Source organism: Cardiobacterium sp. (assembly GCF_057314735.1).
In genome coordinates this window covers 1-17238 of sequence record NZ_DBHKZK010000047.1, presented here as the reverse complement: position 1 = coordinate 17238, position 17238 = coordinate 1, and the positions used below count along the sequence as shown (strand labels likewise).

The following is a 17238-nucleotide window of genomic DNA, read 5'->3' as shown; positions in this document are numbered from 1 at the left end:
GATGCCCGCAGGCATCCTTTTTCGTGGCTATGGAATGGTGTGGCGCGGTTAGCGCGGTTTGCAGGAGAAGGCGACCGGTTTGCCGTTGTGGTCGAAGGAGAGGACTTCGGCCTTGGCGAGGTTGTTGCCGTCGGTTTTGACGAGGTGCAGCATTCCGGCGTCCGAGCTGAAGATGAGGTTTTTGCCTTCGCTCGCCGCTTCGTCCATCGGCATCCGCACGCTTTTTTTGCCCTGGCGTACGACTGCGGTCGGGCTGGGGGTATCGATGCCGATGTATTCGACGCGCAGGTTTTTGCCGTTCTGGCATTGGTAGTTGCGCGTTTTCCCTTTGCCGTTTTTGGCGCTCTTGGCCGGCGCGGCGTCTGCGCTTTCGCTGTCAATGGCTTCTCCGCCCGCTTTCACCGGCAGGCGACGCGGTTGTGGCGCGGCGTCGTCATTCGCCGCCAGTTCTTCTGCCGGGGCGGGATTGGCCTTGACCGGCAGGCGGCGCGGTTGTGGTGCGCTGTCATTCGCCGCCAGTTCTTCTGCCGGGACGGGGTTGGCCTTGACCGGCAGACGACGCGGCGCGCTGTCTGCGGCGGGCGCGGCTTTAACGGGGACGGCTGCCGCGACGGGCGCCGTCGGGCCGGACTTTTTTACCGGCATCGCCTCGCCTCCTGCGGGGGCAGCAACCGGAACGGGCGCGGGTGCGGGACGCACGCCAACCGGTACGGGGGCGGGCATCGGCTGTACCGGCACGGGTGCGGGACGCGTAACCGGGACGCCAGCGCCGGCGGGATAGCTGGCCGGGACGGGCAGCGGTTGTGAGGCACCGCCTGCGCCGCCATCAAGGTAGATGGTGACGTTATAGGGGCGCGCTTTTTTGCTGTGCGCGGCGTTTTTGTGGTTCTGCACGATACGCACTTCGTAGTTGCCGCTGTAGGGCAGGGTGTGTACCGGGCCGAAGCGCATCCCCATTTCTTCGTTGAACAACGCAAATTCCATCGCAAAGTTTTTGCTGTTCGGTACCATGCGGATGGTTTGTCCGGCGTTGCCGCTGAAGTGGTAGGCGGCGATGCCGAGGCCGCGAATGGAGCCGGAAATGTGCGCCTGACCGTTGCTGAAATTGAGCGGGCGGACGTTGATGCGGCTGCGCGCGGCGGCGGCGTTCGGCGGCATGATGGGCGTCCCGGGCGGGACGACGGTCAGTTGTCCCTGGTTGCGGATGGCGGGGACGGTCTGGTTGCCACCCACGCGATAGGTTTCGTGGTAGGTGGTGCGGGCGGTGGCTTGCGTTGCCGCAATGGCCAATAGCAGGGCTAGGGTTTTTTTCATGGGTTAAACACTCCTGTGCGAATTACAAGATTGCGGTAATGTAACATAGTTGTTCATCTTTTGCCGGGTAAAAATGATGTTTTTGTCATGTTTCGTTTTTTCCGTCGATTTTTCAGCGGTTTGTGTGCCGTGTTTTTCTTAATGTGAGGTTTTTTGATGAATGTTGTGGAGGCGAATGCGGCAGCAGTTGGCCGTCTGTTGCAGTTAATCACACCGGCGCCGGACGCGCTGGAGCAGGAAGCGGTGCGGGATGCGGTGCAGGCGGCACGCGACCAGGATTTGCCGCTGATGTGGGCGGTGTATCAACTGGGCCGGGACGAGGCGGTATTTGCGGCGGAGTGGCCGGACGTGTTCTCGCTGGTGGAGCAGTTGCGTATGGTCGCGGCGAACTGGCAGGCGGATGTGTTTTTCGGGGTGCAGGAAGCGGAGGATGAGGCGCTGGTGTTTGAGTGCGACCCGCGCTGGTTGTTGCAGGTGGCGGCGCGCGAGCTCTCCGGCTACGGCCTCGCGCTGTGGCGCTGGCAGGGCGACAATCCCGGTTTGTGTTTGGGTTTTGTCTGCCGCGAGGAGGACGGGGACTTGTTGCTGCAATGCGCGACGGCGTTGGAGACGCGGCTGCTGCGGGTGGAGGACGAGGATTGGGAGGAAGCGTAGCGGCGGATGCCAAGCTGACGTTATCAAAAAAAAAAAGCTGCATAATAACCGTCCCTTGACCACCAGGAGACATCATGCAACTGACCACTTCCCTCATCCGCCTTGGCGCGACGCCGCGCGACAAAAACGAGGCCATCCGCCAGGTCGCGGCGCTGCTCGCCGAAAACGGCAAGGTCGCGCCGGAATACGTCGAAGGCATGTTCGCGCGCGAAGCGCAGGAAAACACCTACCTCGGCAACGGCGTCGCCATTCCGCACGGCACGCCGCAAAGCCGCCACCTCATCAAGGAAACCGCCATCGCCGTGCTGCAAGTGCCGGGCGGCATTGACTGGGAAGACGACGAGGGCGAGCCCGCCTATCTCATCGTCGGCATCGCCGCCAGCGACAATGAGCATTTGGCCGTATTGAAACGCCTCAGCACCGTCGTCGGCGACGAGGAAGTCGCGGAGAAACTGGCGAAAACCACCAACGCCGAAGACATCCGCAGCGCGCTGTCGGACGTCGCGGGCGGCGAAAGCGCCGCGCCGCAGGCCGCCGCCACGGGCAAATTCGTCATCGGCATCACTTCCTGCCCGACCGGCGTCGCCCACACCTACATGGCGCAGGAAGCGCTGGAGAAGGGCGCGCAGGTGCTCGGTCACGAAGTCAAAATCGAAACGCAGGGCAGCGTTGGCGCGGATAACGTCCTGACCGCCGAAGACATCGCCCGCGCCGATGTGGTCATCATCGCCGCCGATACCAATGTTGACCTCGCCCGTTTTGCGGGCAAGCGCCTCTACCGTACCGGCACCAAAGCGGCGATTAACGACGCGGTGCAGGTCATCAATACCGCCTTCGCCAGCGCGCCCGTCTTCGGCGATGCCGACGCGGCGGCGAGCGCCAGCGCCAAACCGGAGCGCACCGGCGTTTACAAGCACCTGATGACCGGGGTGTCGCATATGCTGCCGTTCGTGGTCGCGGGCGGGTTGCTGATTGCGCTCGGCTTTGCCATTGGCTCGTTCATGTTCGGCGACCAGGGCATCTACATCTATAAAGAAGAATACGCGGGCACGCTCGGCCAGACGCTGTTCCAAATCGGTAAAGACGCCTTTGCGCTGTTCGTGCCGGTGCTGGGCGCCTACATCGCCTACTCCATCGCCGGACGCCCCGGCATCGCTCCCGGCATGGTCGGCGCCTATATCGCCGCCAGTACCGGCGCGGGCTTCCTCGGCGCGATTGTCGCCGGGTTTATCGCAGGCTATTTCGTCGCCTGGCTGGCAAAAATCATCAAGCTGCCGCGCGAGCTGGACAGCCTCAAGCCGATGATTATCCTGCCGCTGGTCGGCACCGCCTTTATCGGCTTGTTGATGTATTACTTCATCGCCCACCCGGTCGCCGAAGCGCAAAGTGCACTGGAAACCTGGCTGAAATCGCTGCAAGGCTCCAGCGCGCTGCTGCTCGGCGCATTGCTCGGCGGGATGATGGCGCTCGATATGGGCGGCCCGGTGAACAAGGCGGCGTACCTCTTCTCCAGCGGCCTGATTGCCTCCGACGTCCTCGGCCCGATGGCGGCGACGATGGCAGCGGGGATGACGCCGCCGCTTGCCATTTTCTGCGCGACCATACTGTTCAAAAACCGCTTCACCGAAGAAGAACGGCAGGCGGGCAAGGCGGCAGGCGTGCTGGGGCTGAGCTTCATCACCGAAGGCGCGATACCGTTCGCGGCAAAAGACCCGCTGCGCGTCATCCCGGCGCTGATGATGGGCTCGGCGGTGACGGGCGCGCTGAGCATGGTCTTCGGCTGCGGCCTGCGCGCGCCGCACGGCGGCATCTTCGTGCTCTTCATCCCGAACGCGGTGGTGAACGTCTGGGCGTATGCGCTCGCCATCATCGTCGGCACCGCGGTCAGTACTGCCTGCCTCGGCGCATTCAAAAAGCGGCTGGCGTGAGGCGCGCCGCATAAAAAAATCCGCCGGGTTCGCCTGGCGGATTTTTTTTTGTGGCAGCAGCTTAAAAGCTGGTGATGCAGGTAATGATGCCGAGGATGACGCCGGGGGCATTGGCGATGGCAATCGGCCAGTCGCGTTCCTCTTTCAGCAAGCCATAGGCAACCCAGAGCGAGCAGTTAATGGCGGCGCACAACGGCTGGACGGGGGTACCTTTATGCCCGGCGAGATTCGCCTGAATCTGGAAGATATAGGAAGCATACATACAAATGGCGGCAAAGGTGGCGACGACGGCAAGGATACGGATATGTTTTTCGTGCATGGGATTCTCCAGTTTGTTGCAGATTTCAAAAATGATTCGCCGGGGCGAATGGACGGTTTTATAAAAACCATACGGCTTGTGCGACAGGGATTATTCGATAAATCATTTGCCGTGGAATAGGGGAATATTGGCAGTTTCGATGCGTGGCATTTCAGGCTGTTTATCGCCGTCTTTGTTCACGGGAGAATGCCATTCTAGCATGGTGCGAGATGGCTGCCCGTAACAGGGTTGCAAAAACACCTGATTTTTCAATGGACGTTAATGCGGCGTCAATGGGCGTGGTTATGGGGCGGACGGGTGTTTTTTGCGGTTATTTTTGCGATACGTTTTTTGTCGTTTTTGTAGGTGATTTTTTATGTTTTTGAGGGCGGATTTTCTTTGCAGGATATGCGAAAAAAAAGCCCGCAAAGGCGGGCTTTTTGTTGAGCGCATAGGGTTATTTGCCATTGAAAAATCTCCCACCCCTACAGGGGGAGGAGCATATCGGCGGGGTTTTGTGCATTCGTTTCCGCAGCCGTGTCAGTGTGGTGGGGCAAGCCCCATCCTACGTTTACTTTTGCGCTACCGGCAGATGTTTTAATGCACGATTTTCGGCCTGCCGTTTTCAATTTCGACGGTCTGCCCTTCGTCGTAGGCGGTGAAGATGACGGGGGTGACGAGGCTCGGCACTTTGTCGGCGATGGCGGCGAGGTTCACTTTCACTAGTTCTTGTCCGGCGACTACCCGCTCGCCTTCTTTGACCAGCACTTCAAAGCCTTCGCCATTGAGCTTCACGGTGTCGATGCCGATGTGGATGAGGATTTCCAGGCCGTTGTCGGTTTCAAGCCCTATCGCGTGGCGGGTGGGGAAGATGGTGGCGATTTGTCCGTTTGCCGGGGCGCGGACGATGCCGTCGCCGCCTGTCGGGTCAATGGCAAAACTTGCGCCGAGAGCGCTCGCGGCAAAGGCGGGGTCGGGGATGTCTTCGGCAGCGAGAACGCGGCCTTGCAGCGGCATTTGCCATTCGGCGGGGATGGAGTCGGCATCGCCGGCGGGCGCGGTTTTTGCGGCAGGGGCGGCGTTTTCAACCGGGGCGGCGGCGGGTGCGAGGCGTTCCGGGTTGTAGCGGCTGCGCGCGAAGGCGAGGGTCAGGCTGAAGGTAACGGCGAACGCGATTGCCATCCCGACGATGTACGGCGTCAGGTATTGCGCGCCGATGGAGATGATGCCGGGGATGCCGGCGGCACCGAGGGCGACGGCCTTGGTTTTGTAGAGGGTGATGTAGGCGCTGGCGCAGGCGGTGCCGATGAGGGCGGCGTAGAAGGGGTAGCGCAGGCGCAGGTTTACGCCGAACATCGCCGGTTCGGTGATGCCGAGCACGGCGGAGATGCCGGAGGCGGAGGCGACGCCTTTGAGTTTGGCGTCGCGGGTGCTGAAGAGTGCGCCAAAGGCGGCCGCGCCTTGCGAGATGTTGTTCATCGCGGCGATGGGGAAGATGAAGGTGCCGCCGGTGTTGGCGAGATCAGCGATGAGTTGGGTTTCGACCGGGATGAAGCTGTTGTGCATCCCGGTGATGACCACCGGCGCGTAGAGGCCGCCGAGGATGGCGCCGCCGAGAACGCCTGCGGTGTTGTACAGCCATTGGATGGCGTCGGTGAAGGCGATACCGGCGTCGCGCGTGGCGGGGCCGACGACGGTGAAGGTCAGCAGCGCGGTGATGGTGATGGCGAGCAGCGGTGTCAGCAGCAGGTCAACGCTCGCCGGGATGATGCGGCGCAGGCCGCGTTCGAGTTTGGCGAGTATCCAGCTGCAAACGAGGATGGGCAGCACCGTACCCTGGTAGCCGACTTTGGCAATGCTAAAGCCAAGAATATTCCAATATTGCAGGGTGCCGTCGGCGGTCGCTTGCGCCAAGGCGTAGTTGTTGGTGAGGTCGGGGTGCACCATGATCATGCCGAGCACCGCGCCGAGGTAGGGGTTGCCGCCGAAGATGCGGGTGGCGGAGAAGGCGATGAGGATGGGGAGGAAGACGAAGGGCGCGTTGGCGAAGGTGTTGATCATTTCCGCCAGCCCCGCCCATTGCGGATAGGCTTCGATCAGCGTTTTGCCCTTGATGACGAGGTCGTGCGCGGTGAGGACGTTGTTCAGCCCCATCAGCAAACCGCCGGCGACGATGGCGGGGATGATGGGGACGAAGATGTCGGACAGGGTTTTGACGAAGCGCTGGATGAGGTTGCCCTTGGCGGCGCCGAGGTCTTTCGCTTCCTGCGTGCTGACCTGCTTGACGCCGGTAATATCGAGCAGTTCGGCGGTGACTTTGTTCACCGTCCCCGTGCCGAGGATGATTTGGAATTGCCCGGCGGTCAGGAAATTGCCCTTGGCGAGCGGGATGGCGTCCACGGCGGCCTTGTCGATTTTGGCTTCGTCTTTCAGCACCATGCGCAGACGGGTGGCGCAGTGGGTGGCGGCGGCGATGTTGTCGCGGCCACCGACGGCCGCGATGATGGCTTCGGCGGTTTGGCGGTATTCGTTCATTTGGAGAACTCCTGGTTGGGTGGAAATTTTGTTATTCAAGGATGGCTGGCAGGAATCCCCATTCCTGCGAAGCAGGGAATCCGGGGCGGGGTGAATGTTGCTGATTTTTCCCTGCCCCCACCCCACCCTCCCCCACGGGGGAGGGAGCCTTCCGGTTCAGCGATGTGTTGGCGTGGATGCGCCGCCTTGTGCGTGCTGCGCGTGGAAGGCGTGTAGCTGCTCGCGGTCGGGCATACTGTTTATCGCGCCGCGTTGCAGGGTGGTGATGGCGCCGACGGCGGCGGCATGGCGCAGCAGGGCGGCGATGTGTTCGTCGGTAAGCGCCTGTTGCAGGTTGAGGTTGAGGCGGCTCATTTCGGCGAGCAGGCCGCCGATGAAGGCGTCGCCCGCACCGGTGGCGTCCACCGCCTGCACCGGGTAGGCATCGACCGCGCCGCGCTGGCCGCCCGCGTCGTACCACGCCGCGCCCTGCGCGCCACGGGTGTAGATGATGTGTTTGACTGCGCCGCGTTGCAATTGGCCGACGCCGCGCGCCGGGTCGCGTTCGCCGGTGACAAATTCCAGTTCGTCATCGGAGATTTTGAGGATGTCCGCCAGCGGCAGGTATTCCTGCACGGCGGCGTGCAGGTCGGCGGGGTTCGGCCACAGCGGCAGGCGCAGGTTGATGTCAAAGCTAATCAGCGCGCCCGCTGCGCGGAAGCGTTCGATGGCGGCGCGGTGCGCGTCGCGCATCGGGCCGGGGGTGAGCGAGACCGAGCAGTAGTGGAGGATGTCGCCCGGCTGCGGCGTGATGGCGGCGAGGTTTTCCGGCTGGTAGAGCATATCGGCGGACGGGTCGCGGTAGAAGGCGAACTCGCGCTCGCCGTTCTCATGCAGGGTGACGAAGGCGAGCGCCGTTTTCGCCGCGCGGGTGCGCTTCAGGTAACGGGTATCGACACCCGCCGCCTGCGCGGTGGCGGCAATCTGTTCGCCGAAGGCGTCATCGCCGACCTGGCTCAGGATGTAGCTTTCGCCGCCCAAGCGGGCGTAAGCGGCGGCGACGTTGAGCGGCGCGCCGCCGACTGCCGGGGTGTAGCGGATGTCGGCATCAGGCTTGCCGGGGCGGCTGGGGACGAAGTCAATCAGGGCTTCGCCAATGGCGTAGAGGGCCATGTGGGTCTCCTTTGGTTGGGTGGACGGGTGCGAGGGGTGTGTTATGTATTGTGGATAATTTCACAGGTCATGTGGATTTTAGTACGCCTCCTCTTGTCGCGCCATCATGAAAACGCCCGCTTTGCGGGAAAAGCGGGCGTTCGTTCAGGTGCTGCGCGTGGCGGCGAGGCTGCGGCGGATGCGGCGTTGTTCGACGCTGAGGTCGGGCGGTGGCAGGCGCGGGGTGAGTTGCCAGTGCAGTTGTGCGGTATCAACGCCGAGGCGTTGCCAGGCGAGTTCAAGGTGGGTGCGGCATTCTTGCAGGGTGGCGAGTGGCGCGTCGGCGGCGAGGCTGATGCTGTCCTTGCGGGTTTGGGTCAGGCGGTAGTCGGTTTTCCACGGCAGCAGCCTAGCCAGCGCGTGATGGCTGGTCTGCGGGTAGATTTTGCTGCGGTGGATGAGGCTCGCCGTCGGCAGGATGAAGATGTCGTCCAGTCGCCCTTCCACCGCGCGCACGGTTTGGGTGCAACTGCCGCAGGGGCAGGGGTTCGGGTCGTCGGCAAGGATGTCATCGACGCGGTAGCGCACCAGCGGCAGGGCCTGCGTGCCAAAGGCGGTGATGAGCGGGATGTAGTGCTGGTCGTCCAGCCATTCTTTTTCGACGTGGTATTTTTCTTCGGCAAGGTGGAGGCGGCCATGCGCGCAGGTGATGCCGAGCAGGCCTTCGACGCTCTGGTAGAGGTCGCCGACGACGGCGAACTGGCGCCGCAGTGCGAGGCGGTCGCGCGCGGTCAGGGTTTCGCCGCTGTTATAGACGCGGGTGCAGCGGGTGAGTTCGAGTTCGCCCTGCATGATGCGGCGCAGCAGGGCGAGGAGGATGCTCGCCGGGGCAATGATGATGTGCGGTTGTTGGTGGCGCAGTTTTTTCAGCAGGTAGCCGGGATCGTCCTGGATGTCGTAGCTGTGCAGGGTGAGCGGTTCGCTGTCGAGCTGGTAGCAGGGGGCGTTGTTGCCACGGTAGTACCAGGCGATGCTGAGGGTTTCGGGCAGTTCGTCCGGGTAGAGGCGGGCGAGGATGGCACCGATGCGGTCTATGCGCTCTTCGTGGCTGATGAGAAAGGCGCGGCGGCGGCCTTTGCTGCCGGCGGAGAGGAGCGGAATGTAGTCGCGGGCGAAGTAGGCGTAATCGCGCGAGATATCGGCACGGACGGCGCGGGCGAAGACGTCTTCGTGGCGCGCGCCGAGGGTGTTGATTTGGTCGAAGTGGCGGGCGAGGTCGTGCGCGGTCAGCACCGGCCAGTTTTCCAGCGGCGTGCCGAGGTATTGCCGGTAGTAGGGGCTGCGCGGCAGGGTTTCTTTGTAAAGGCGGAGCAGCATCCGCCGCTGCCATTGTTCGAGGGCGTCGCGGTCGGCGAAATACTGGCGACGGTTGCGCTGGTATGAAGCGAGGATTTCGTAGAGGTTGTTGGCCCGTGGTGGCATGGCGTGTCCTTTTGCGTGTGTGGCGGGCGGAGTGTGGGGATATGGTGGGGCTCACCCCACCGGCTTTTTGCTTTTTTGTACCCCCACAGAGGGTTTTAGTGGCGGAAGTGGCGCATTCCGGTAAATATCATCGCCATGCCGTGTTCATTGGCGGCGGCGATGACTTCCGGGTCGCGTACCGAGCCGCCCGGCTGGATGATGGCGCGCACGCCGGCTTTGGCTGCGGCATCCACCCCGTCGCGGAAGGGGAAGAAGGCGTCGCTGGCAAGGACGCTGCCGCGTGTGTCCAGGCCTTCGCTTTGCGCTTTCAAGACCGCGATTTGCGAGGCGAAGACGCGGCTGGTCTGCCCCGCGCCAATGCCGATGGTGGCGCGGTTTTTGGCGAGCACTATCGCGTTGGATTTGACGGTTTTGGCGATTTTCCAGGCAAAGAGCAGGTCGTGCAGCTCTTCCGGCGCGGGTTCGCGTTCGCTGACGGTGCTGAGGTTTTCGCTGTTGATGATGCCGCTGTCCCATTCTTGCACGAGCAGGCCGCCGTGGATGCTGGTCAGTTGCCATTCGCCGCCGGTGTGGCCTTCGCTTTTGATTTCCAGCACGCGGATGTTCGGCTTCTGCGCCAGCACTTGCAGCGCGTCGTCGTCGTAGGCGGGAGCGATGAGGACTTCGACGAACTGGCGGCTGATGATTTCGCGCGCGGTTTCGCCGTCCAGCCCCCGGTTGAAGGCGATGATGCCGCCGAAGGCGGAGGTGCTGTCGCAGCGGTGCGCGGCATCGTAGGCGGCGAGGATGTTGTCGCCCAGCGCCGCGCCGCAGGGGTTGGCGTGTTTGACGATGATGCAGGCGGGGTGTTCGGGGAAGCGCAACACGGTTTGCAGCGCGGCGTCGGCATCGGCGAGGTTGTTGTAGGAGAGTGCCTTGCCCTGGATTTGTTTGGCGGTGGCGAGTGTCGCCCCGGCCGGTTTGCGGCTGGTGTAGAAGGCCGCCTGCTGGTGCGGGTTTTCGCCGTAGCGCAGTACGCCGTGCAGTTGGTAGTCGGCGTGGTAGTGCTGCGGGAAGCCTTTTTCTTGCGCGCCAAACAGCGGGATGAAGTGGTTGGCAATGGCGCGGTCGTAGTCGGCGGTGTGGTCAAAGGCTTTGGCCATCAGCCGCTGGCGCAGCTCAAGGTCAAAGGCGCCGCGCTCGATGGCGGTGATGACTTCGGGGTAGTCGGCGGGGCTGACGACGACGCCGACAGATTCGTAGTTTTTCGCCGCCGCGCGCACGAGTGCCGGGCCGCCGATGTCGATGTTTTCTACCGCCTCAATGAGGGTTACGCCCGGTTTGTCAATGGTTTCGCGGAAGGGGTAGAGGTTGACGATGACGAGGTCGATGGGGGCGATGCCGTGTTGGGTCATCACCGCGTCATCGGTGCCGCGCCGCCCCAGGATGCCGCCGTGGATTTTCGGGTGCAGGGTTTTGACGCGCCCGGCCATGATTTCCGGGAAGGCGGTGTGCTCGCTGACGTCCTTGACGGCGATGCCGGCGTCGCGCAATGCCTGCGCGGTGCCGCCGGTGGAGAGGATTTCCACGCCGCTCGCGGCAAGGCGGCTGGCAAATTCGACGAGGCCGCTTTTGTCGGATACGCTGATCAGCGCGCGGCGCGGGGTGATGTTGTGGCTCATGGCGGGTCTCCCGGTCTGGTATGGTTGAAATGGCGCTTATGATACCGGATGGGCAAATGGTTAGCGGCGGCAATGGCGCTTTTGTTAAAATGAGCGCGTTTTTTCACCATAGTAGATGACCCGCGTGTTGCAATTCCGTTATATCTGGTGTGTGTTTTTGTGGTTTCCGGTGGAAGCGGGGGCGCTGCAATGCGCGGCCGACCCGCTCGCGGTCTTTACCGAACTGGGCGGCGACCCGAACGACAAGGAAGTGCACGTCCGCGCCGACAATTCCGAAGGCGATTATCTGCGCGCCGACTTCTCCGGCTCGGTGGAAATGCACCAGGGCGACAAGCACCTCTTCGCGCCCGAACTCACCTACCGCCACGAAGAAGGCAAGGCCGATCTCAACCGTGGCGGCGTCATCTCCTCGCCGCAGGCGGCGATTGAGGGCATCAAGGGGCATTATGACAGCGAAGCGCAGACCGCCTCCTTTGAAGAAGCCGAATACTATATGCGCGGCAAACAGCAGGCGGCGGTGGGGTCTGCGAAAAACGCGCGCTTTGACCGCAAAAACAACCGCGACGACTTTGAAAGCGTCACCTGGACGACCTGCCCCCGCCTCCATCCCGCCTGGCACATCAAGGCGCATACGCTGATGCTCGACCACAACCGCGAACGCGGCGTGGCGCGCGACATGACGCTGCGCATCGGCAAAATCCCGGTGTTCTACCTGCCCTACTTCTCTTTCCCCATCAGCTCGGCGCGGCAAAGCGGTTTCCTCATCCCCTCGATGGGCAGCAGCGAAGAGCGCGGCTTTGAAGTCAGCATCCCCTACTACTGGAACATCGCCCCCAACCAGGACGCCACCTTCACCTTCCGCCCGATGACCAAACGCGGCCTGATGGCCGACGCCGAATACCGCTTCCTCGGCGAAAAACAGGAAGGCACCCTCTACGGCGCGTTGCTCGCCAACGACCGCAAACGCCCGCATCACCCGCGCTGGAGCTGGCGCGGCACCCACCAGTACCATTTCAACGACCAGTGGCACACCGATCTGCTGCACCAGCAAGTCTCTGACGTGGACTACGTCAAAGACCTCACCACCGACTTCCGCCTCTACGACGAATGGTATCTGGAGCGCCATTTCACCCTCTACGGCAACACCGACTACGGCAACCTCATGCTGCGCGCGCAGGACTACCAGCGCATTGACCCGGTAGTCAGCGAAGCGGACAAACCCTACAGCCGCGCGCCCCAGCTCACCTACAACCACAGCATCAAAAACGGCAACTGGCGCTATGACGTGAGCGCCGAAGCCGTCCACTTCCGCAAAGACGAGTTGGGCGGTGCCAACCGCTACAGCGGCGACGTCAGCGCCGCTTACCGCGCGGAGGCTGCCTACGGCTACATCGAGCCGCAAATCAGCGCCAACTACGCCCATTACGACTACAGCACGCGCAAGGACAAGCTGCGCGGCAAACACCACGACCGCTTCCTGCCGACCTTCAGCCTTGACAGCAAACTCACCTTCGAGCGCGGCTTCGACTGGCAGGGCGAAGACTGGACACAAACGCTGGAGCCGCGCCTGTACTACCTCTACACCCCCTACAAAGACCAAAGCGAAATCCCCGACTTTGACACCGACGAACGCAGCCTCTCCTGGAACTGGCTCTTCGCGCGCAACCGCTTCGTTGGCGAAGACCGCATCGGCGACGCCAACCAGCTCACCACCTCCGTCAGCAGCAGCTTCTACCGCAACCACGACGGCCAGGAAAAACTGCGCCTCTCGCTCGGCCAAATCCAGTACTTCAAAGACCGTCGCGTCCAGCTCGGCGACAAGGCCACCGAAAAACAGGGTCGCTCCGTCCTCGTCAGCGAAGGCCTCTACCAGATTGACCAACACTGGCGCCTCTATGGCCTCACCTACTGGGACACGCAAAAACACCGCAACGAACGCGACGTCATCAGCCTCGACTACCACCTCGACCGCGACCGTTTCATCAACCTCGCGCACCACTACAACCGCCGCGACTACAACCAGACCACCCTCGCCGCCACCTGGCGCATCAACCCGCAATGGCGGCTGTTCTACCGCAGCGACTACTCGCACCGCCACCACCGCCTCTTCAACCACGTCAGCGGCGTCGAATACAACGACTGCTGCTGGGCCTGGCGGCTGGCGGGCAAACACTGGCGCGACCGCCCCGGCGACGACCAAAAACACAGCGCCATCTATCTCGAATTCGTACTCAAAGGACTGGGCAACATGGGCAGCCGCTCCGGGCGGATGCTGCAAAAAGAAATCCACGGCTTCACCCCACTTTCAGAGGAGAACACCTTTTGAAAACACTCACCCTCGCCCTCATCGCCATCGGCATGAGCCTCGCCGCCCCGGCACAAAACCTCAAATTCGGCCCGGCCAACGCGCCCACAGGCGCCGAACAACCCATCGACGAAATCGGCCTCATCATCAACGACGAAGCCATCACCCGCCGCCAGCTCGCGCAAGAAATGGAGACCGCGCGGAAAAGTATGCCGAAAGACCTCAAACTGCCCGCCGGTGAACTGGAGCACCAACTGCTCGAACACATCATCATGAACCACCTGCTCGCGCAAATCGAACAAAAAGCCGGGCTGGACATCAGCGAAGACGAACTGAACGCCGCCATCGCGCAAATCGCCGAACGTAACAAAGTCAGCGAACAAAAACTCTACGCCCAGGCACAACGCGACACCGGCCTGAACCGCGACGCCTTCCGCGCCCAAATCCGCAAAAGCCTCGCGCAAGAACACCTCAAAGAAGGCATGGTCGGCGCCGACATCAACATCAGCGACCGCCAGGTGGACGAATACCTCGCCAAACTGGCGCGCGAACAGGGCAGTACCATCCACGTCCAGGACCTGCTCATCCCGCTGCCCGACGGCGACGCCAACAGCCGCGCCAAAGAAGTGGACAACAAAATCCGCGAAGTTTCACAAGCCCTGCGCGACAGCGGCGGCAACCTGCAACAGGCGAGCGCCCGCGTCGCTGACGCACACTACAACGACTTGGGCGACGTCAACCTCGGCACCATCCCGCCGCGATTTGCCCGCGCGCTGGCCAAACTGGGCGCAGGCGAAATCGTCGAAAACCCGGTAGTGGACGACGACGGCATGCACTTCCTCAAAGTCGCCGAAAAACACAACGCCGAAGGCAACTACACCCTCGCCGAAGCCGACGTCTCACACATCCTGCTGCGCACCAACGACGGCCACGACGATGCCAGCCAAAAAGCGCAAATAGACGCCATCTACCGCGAACTGCAAGCCGGGGCGGACTTCGCCAGCCTCGCCCGCCGCTACTCCGAAGACGCCCAAACCGCGGCCAAAGGCGGCGACCTCGGCTGGGTCAGCGCCGACCAGTTCAGCGGCGAACTGGCGCAGGCCATCGAAAAACAGAGCGTCGGCAGCATCAGCAAACCCGTCAAAACCCCCTACGGCTACCACATCATCCTCGTGCGTGACCGCCGCCAGAGCGACAAAAGCGAAAGCGTCGTGCGCGAACAAATCAAACGCAACCTCTACGCCAAAGCGCTGGACGAAGCGTGGCAACAACGCCTGCAAGCCCTGCGCCGCGAAGCCTACATCGACATCCGATGAACGAAGTCAAAGCCGCCAAACACCTGGGGCAACACTTCCTGCGTGATGAAGCCGTCATCGCCCGCCTGCTCGCCGTCATCAACGCCCAGGCGGGCGAGCGCATTCTGGAAATCGGCCCCGGCCTTGGCGCGCTCACCCTGCCGCTGCTGCGCCAGATTGGCGAACTGACCGCCGTCGAATACGACCCGCGCGTCCTCGCGCCGCTGGCGAAAAAAGCTGCCGCCCTCGGCACCCTGCACCTCATCCACGCCGACATCCTCGACATCCACTTTGACGACATCCCCCCTCCCCCCGTGGGGGAGGGGGGGGGTGGATACAGTAAATACCTCGCGCCAGCGACAAAATCACTCCCTCCCCCGCAGGACGCAGTAGCGTCCGCAGCGGGACTGGAACAGCTCGCGCGAAGTGCGAGAAAGGGTTGGGGAGGGGGTAAAGCCAGCGCTTCCAGCACCGCTGCTTCTTTAAGCACCATCACCGGCGAGGCATTCACCGCCTCCCATTCCCTCGCAGAAATACCCCCTCCCCCTGTGGGGGAGGGTCGGGGTGGGGGCAGCAAACAATCCGCGTCAGCGACAAGTACGCCCTCCTCCCCCCGTGGGGGTGAAGTTAGTCCGCATACCGCAGCTGCCGAACCGGGCAACGAACACGCCGCGCCAGCAACAAAAAAACTCCGCCTCGTCGGCAACCTGCCCTACAACCTCTCCTCGCCCATCCTCTTTCACTGCCTCGCCCAGCGCCAGCACATCCACGATATGCACTATATGCTGCAAAAAGAAGTCGTTGACCGCATCACCGCCGCGCCCGGCAGCAAAACCTACGGCCGCCTCAGCCTGATGGCACAACTGTGGTGCGAGACCACCGCGCTGTTTGACATCCCGCCGGACGCCTTCGACCCGCCGCCAAAAGTCGATAGCGCCGTCGTCCGCCTCGTGCCGCGCACCGCCCCCGCCTGGCAGATAGATGACCTCGCCACCTTTGACGAGACCGTGCGCCTCGCCTTCGCCCAGCGCCGCAAAATGCTGCGCAAAACCTTCGCCCACTGGCTGAGCGCCGACACACTCGCCGCGCTCGCCATCGACCCGACCGCGCGCGCCGAAACCCTCGACGGCGCCGCCTTCGCCCGCCTCGCCAACGCCCGCTACCAACAGGAACGCCAAAAATGACAGTAACCCGTATAAATAAACCCGTCATAACCCCCTCCCCCGCAGGACGCGCAGCGTCCGCAGCGGGGGAGGGTTGGGGTGGGGGTAGCGATATGGCTCACCACAGCAACGCGCTGAAAAAATAGCTTTCTTGTGAAGATGAACAGCGCCTCAAAACACCACCACATTTCCACCATTAAAACCGTCTAGAAAAAACCATGAAGCAAACCACCGTCATCATCAGCGGCCACAGCCACGGCCTCGGCGCCGCGCTCGCCGCCGCCTGGCTGAAACACGGCGCGCGCGTCCTCGGCCTTTCCCGGCGCAACAATCCCGCACTTGCCGCCGCTTACCCCGGCCAACTGCAAGAAATCGCGATAGATTTGGCCGACCCGCAAGCCGTGCTGGATTACAGCCGCAGCGACGCCTTCCGCCACACCTGCCAAACAGCGGAAACCCTCTGGCTCATCAACAACGCTGGCACCGTCGCCCCCTCCGCCCCGCTCGGCGCACAACCCGATGACGTCATCATTCACGCACTGAACCTCAACATCACCGCCCCCCTGCTGCTTGCCAACGCCGTCCTCGCCCACGCACGCGACCGCGATAACGTGCGCATCGTTCACATCAGCAGCGGCGCGGCGCGCAAACCCTACCCCGGCTGGAGCATCTACGGCGCAAGCAAGGCGGCGCTCGACCGCCACGCCGCCGATGCCGCCGCCGAAGGGGTGCGCATCACCAGCCTCGCTCCCGGCGTGGTTGATACCGCGATGCAGGCGGGGATGCGTGCCGACCCCGCCTTCCCGTTGCGCGCACAATTCGCCGCGCTGCACGCCGACGGCAAACTGCAAAGCGCCGCCGCGACCGCCGCGAAAATCCTCGCCTACTGCCTGAGCGACCAATTCGCCCGCGAACCCGTCACCGACATCCGCACGTTCGACATTTCCTGAATTATGGTGGGCTTGCCATACCATTTAGATTTATAGCAATCCTCACAAAGCCCTGTACGGCGTTGCGCCGCTTTGCCGTACTTATAGCCATCCACTGAAAGTTTCAGACAAGGCGCGTCGCTGAAGGCAGTACGCGGTTGTACGGCGAGGCGACGCAACACCGTATGAGACTCTCGGTGTATCGCTATAAATGTACTGTCTTCAGCGGCGCGCCTTGTACAGAACTTTGTGAGTATCGCTATAACGCTGTCGCTGCGTCGTTTTTACTTCAGTATTAAATGACGCACAAAATCGGATCTGAGTTTGTGATGGGAAAAGACTGGGGTGAATCATTTTGCAGACAAGAAATTTGTACAAAAATTGCTTTTCTATAAAGGCGTTTCCTGATATTCCCAAATCATAACGACGATTATTGCAGCACTGGTTTTGCACCAACACAAGCAAGTGCGTCAGGCCAGCAGACTATTTTGGGTGGTGTCCTAAAATGTATGCTGATAAACGGCGGGCAAACAAAAAGCAACG

13 protein-coding genes are annotated in these 17238 nt (G+C 62.4%); 7 read left to right on the top strand and 6 right to left on the bottom strand.

The window, feature by feature from the left end:
* Positions 1–48 precede the first annotated feature (48 nt).
* Positions 49–1314: a hypothetical protein gene (locus ACO54Z_RS05555; RefSeq protein ID WP_485996124.1), complete on the bottom strand. Its 1266-nt coding sequence runs from the start codon at positions 1312–1314 to the stop codon at positions 49–51.
* Between the two features lie 156 nt (positions 1315–1470).
* Between ACO54Z_RS05555 and ACO54Z_RS05550 the strand changes: the two genes are divergently transcribed.
* Together ACO54Z_RS05550 and ACO54Z_RS05545 are read left to right on the top strand one after the other, a co-directional pair.
* The gene (locus ACO54Z_RS05550) at positions 1471–1968 is read left to right on the top strand and encodes a DUF6630 family protein (protein WP_485996123.1); all 498 of its coding nucleotides are present in this window, start codon (positions 1471–1473) and stop codon (positions 1966–1968) included.
* A gap of 74 nt (positions 1969–2042) precedes the next feature.
* The gene (locus tag ACO54Z_RS05545; RefSeq protein ID WP_485996122.1) at positions 2043–3896 is read left to right on the top strand and encodes a fructose-specific PTS transporter subunit EIIC; all 1854 of its coding nucleotides are present in this window, start codon (positions 2043–2045) and stop codon (positions 3894–3896) included.
* A gap of 61 nt (positions 3897–3957) precedes the next feature.
* Here ACO54Z_RS05545 and ACO54Z_RS05540 read toward each other — a convergent pair whose 3' ends face one another.
* Positions 3958–4215, bottom strand: coding sequence for a SemiSWEET family transporter (locus tag ACO54Z_RS05540; RefSeq protein WP_298080430.1), 258 nt, complete (start codon positions 4213–4215; stop codon positions 3958–3960).
* Positions 4216–4424: 209 nt separating this feature from the next.
* On the opposite strand from ACO54Z_RS05540, the gene ACO54Z_RS05535 reads away from it, so the two are divergent.
* On the top strand, positions 4425–4580 hold the full coding sequence (locus ACO54Z_RS05535; RefSeq protein WP_485996121.1) for a hypothetical protein: 156 nt from the start codon (positions 4425–4427) through the stop codon (positions 4578–4580).
* Between the two features lie 211 nt (positions 4581–4791).
* Here ACO54Z_RS05535 and ACO54Z_RS05530 read toward each other — a convergent pair whose 3' ends face one another.
* The 4 genes from ACO54Z_RS05530 to purH all read right to left on the bottom strand — a co-directional run bounded on the left by ACO54Z_RS05530 (position 4792) and on the right by purH (position 11003).
* On the bottom strand, positions 4792–6729 hold the full coding sequence (locus ACO54Z_RS05530; RefSeq protein WP_485996120.1) for a sucrose-specific PTS transporter subunit IIBC: 1938 nt from the start codon (positions 6727–6729) through the stop codon (positions 4792–4794).
* A 156-nt stretch (positions 6730–6885) separates the two neighbouring features.
* A complete protein-coding gene (locus ACO54Z_RS05525) occupies positions 6886–7881 on the bottom strand; it encodes a carbohydrate kinase family protein (protein ID WP_485996119.1) in 996 nt (331 codons plus the stop codon).
* A gap of 144 nt (positions 7882–8025) precedes the next feature.
* Positions 8026–9342, bottom strand: coding sequence for a F390 synthetase-related protein (locus tag ACO54Z_RS05520; protein WP_485996118.1), 1317 nt, complete (start codon positions 9340–9342; stop codon positions 8026–8028).
* 95 nt (positions 9343–9437) lie between these two features.
* Positions 9438–11003, bottom strand: a complete 1566-nt coding sequence (gene purH, locus ACO54Z_RS05515; RefSeq protein ID WP_485996117.1) for a bifunctional phosphoribosylaminoimidazolecarboxamide formyltransferase/IMP cyclohydrolase — start codon at positions 11001–11003, stop codon at positions 9438–9440.
* A 115-nt stretch (positions 11004–11118) separates the two neighbouring features.
* Here purH and ACO54Z_RS05510 point away from each other — a divergent pair, with 115 nt between their 5' ends.
* The 4 genes from ACO54Z_RS05510 (at position 11119) to ACO54Z_RS05495 (ending at position 16716) form a co-directional block, all read left to right on the top strand.
* Entirely contained in the window at positions 11119–13329 is a 2211-nt protein-coding gene (locus ACO54Z_RS05510) for an LPS-assembly protein LptD (RefSeq protein ID WP_485996116.1), read from the top strand.
* Complete coding sequence (locus ACO54Z_RS05505) at positions 13326–14624, top strand: peptidylprolyl isomerase (protein ID WP_485996115.1); 1299 nt, start codon at positions 13326–13328, stop codon at positions 14622–14624. The genes ACO54Z_RS05510 and ACO54Z_RS05505 overlap by 4 nt, the downstream gene beginning before the upstream one ends.
* Positions 14621–15787: a ribosomal RNA small subunit methyltransferase A gene (locus ACO54Z_RS05500; RefSeq protein ID WP_485996114.1), complete on the top strand. Its 1167-nt coding sequence runs from the start codon at positions 14621–14623 to the stop codon at positions 15785–15787. Before ACO54Z_RS05505 ends, ACO54Z_RS05500 begins: the two co-directional genes overlap by 4 nt.
* 197 nt (positions 15788–15984) lie before the next feature.
* Positions 15985–16716: an SDR family NAD(P)-dependent oxidoreductase gene (locus ACO54Z_RS05495; protein ID WP_485996113.1), complete on the top strand. Its 732-nt coding sequence runs from the start codon at positions 15985–15987 to the stop codon at positions 16714–16716.
* Positions 16717–17238 lie beyond the last annotated feature (522 nt).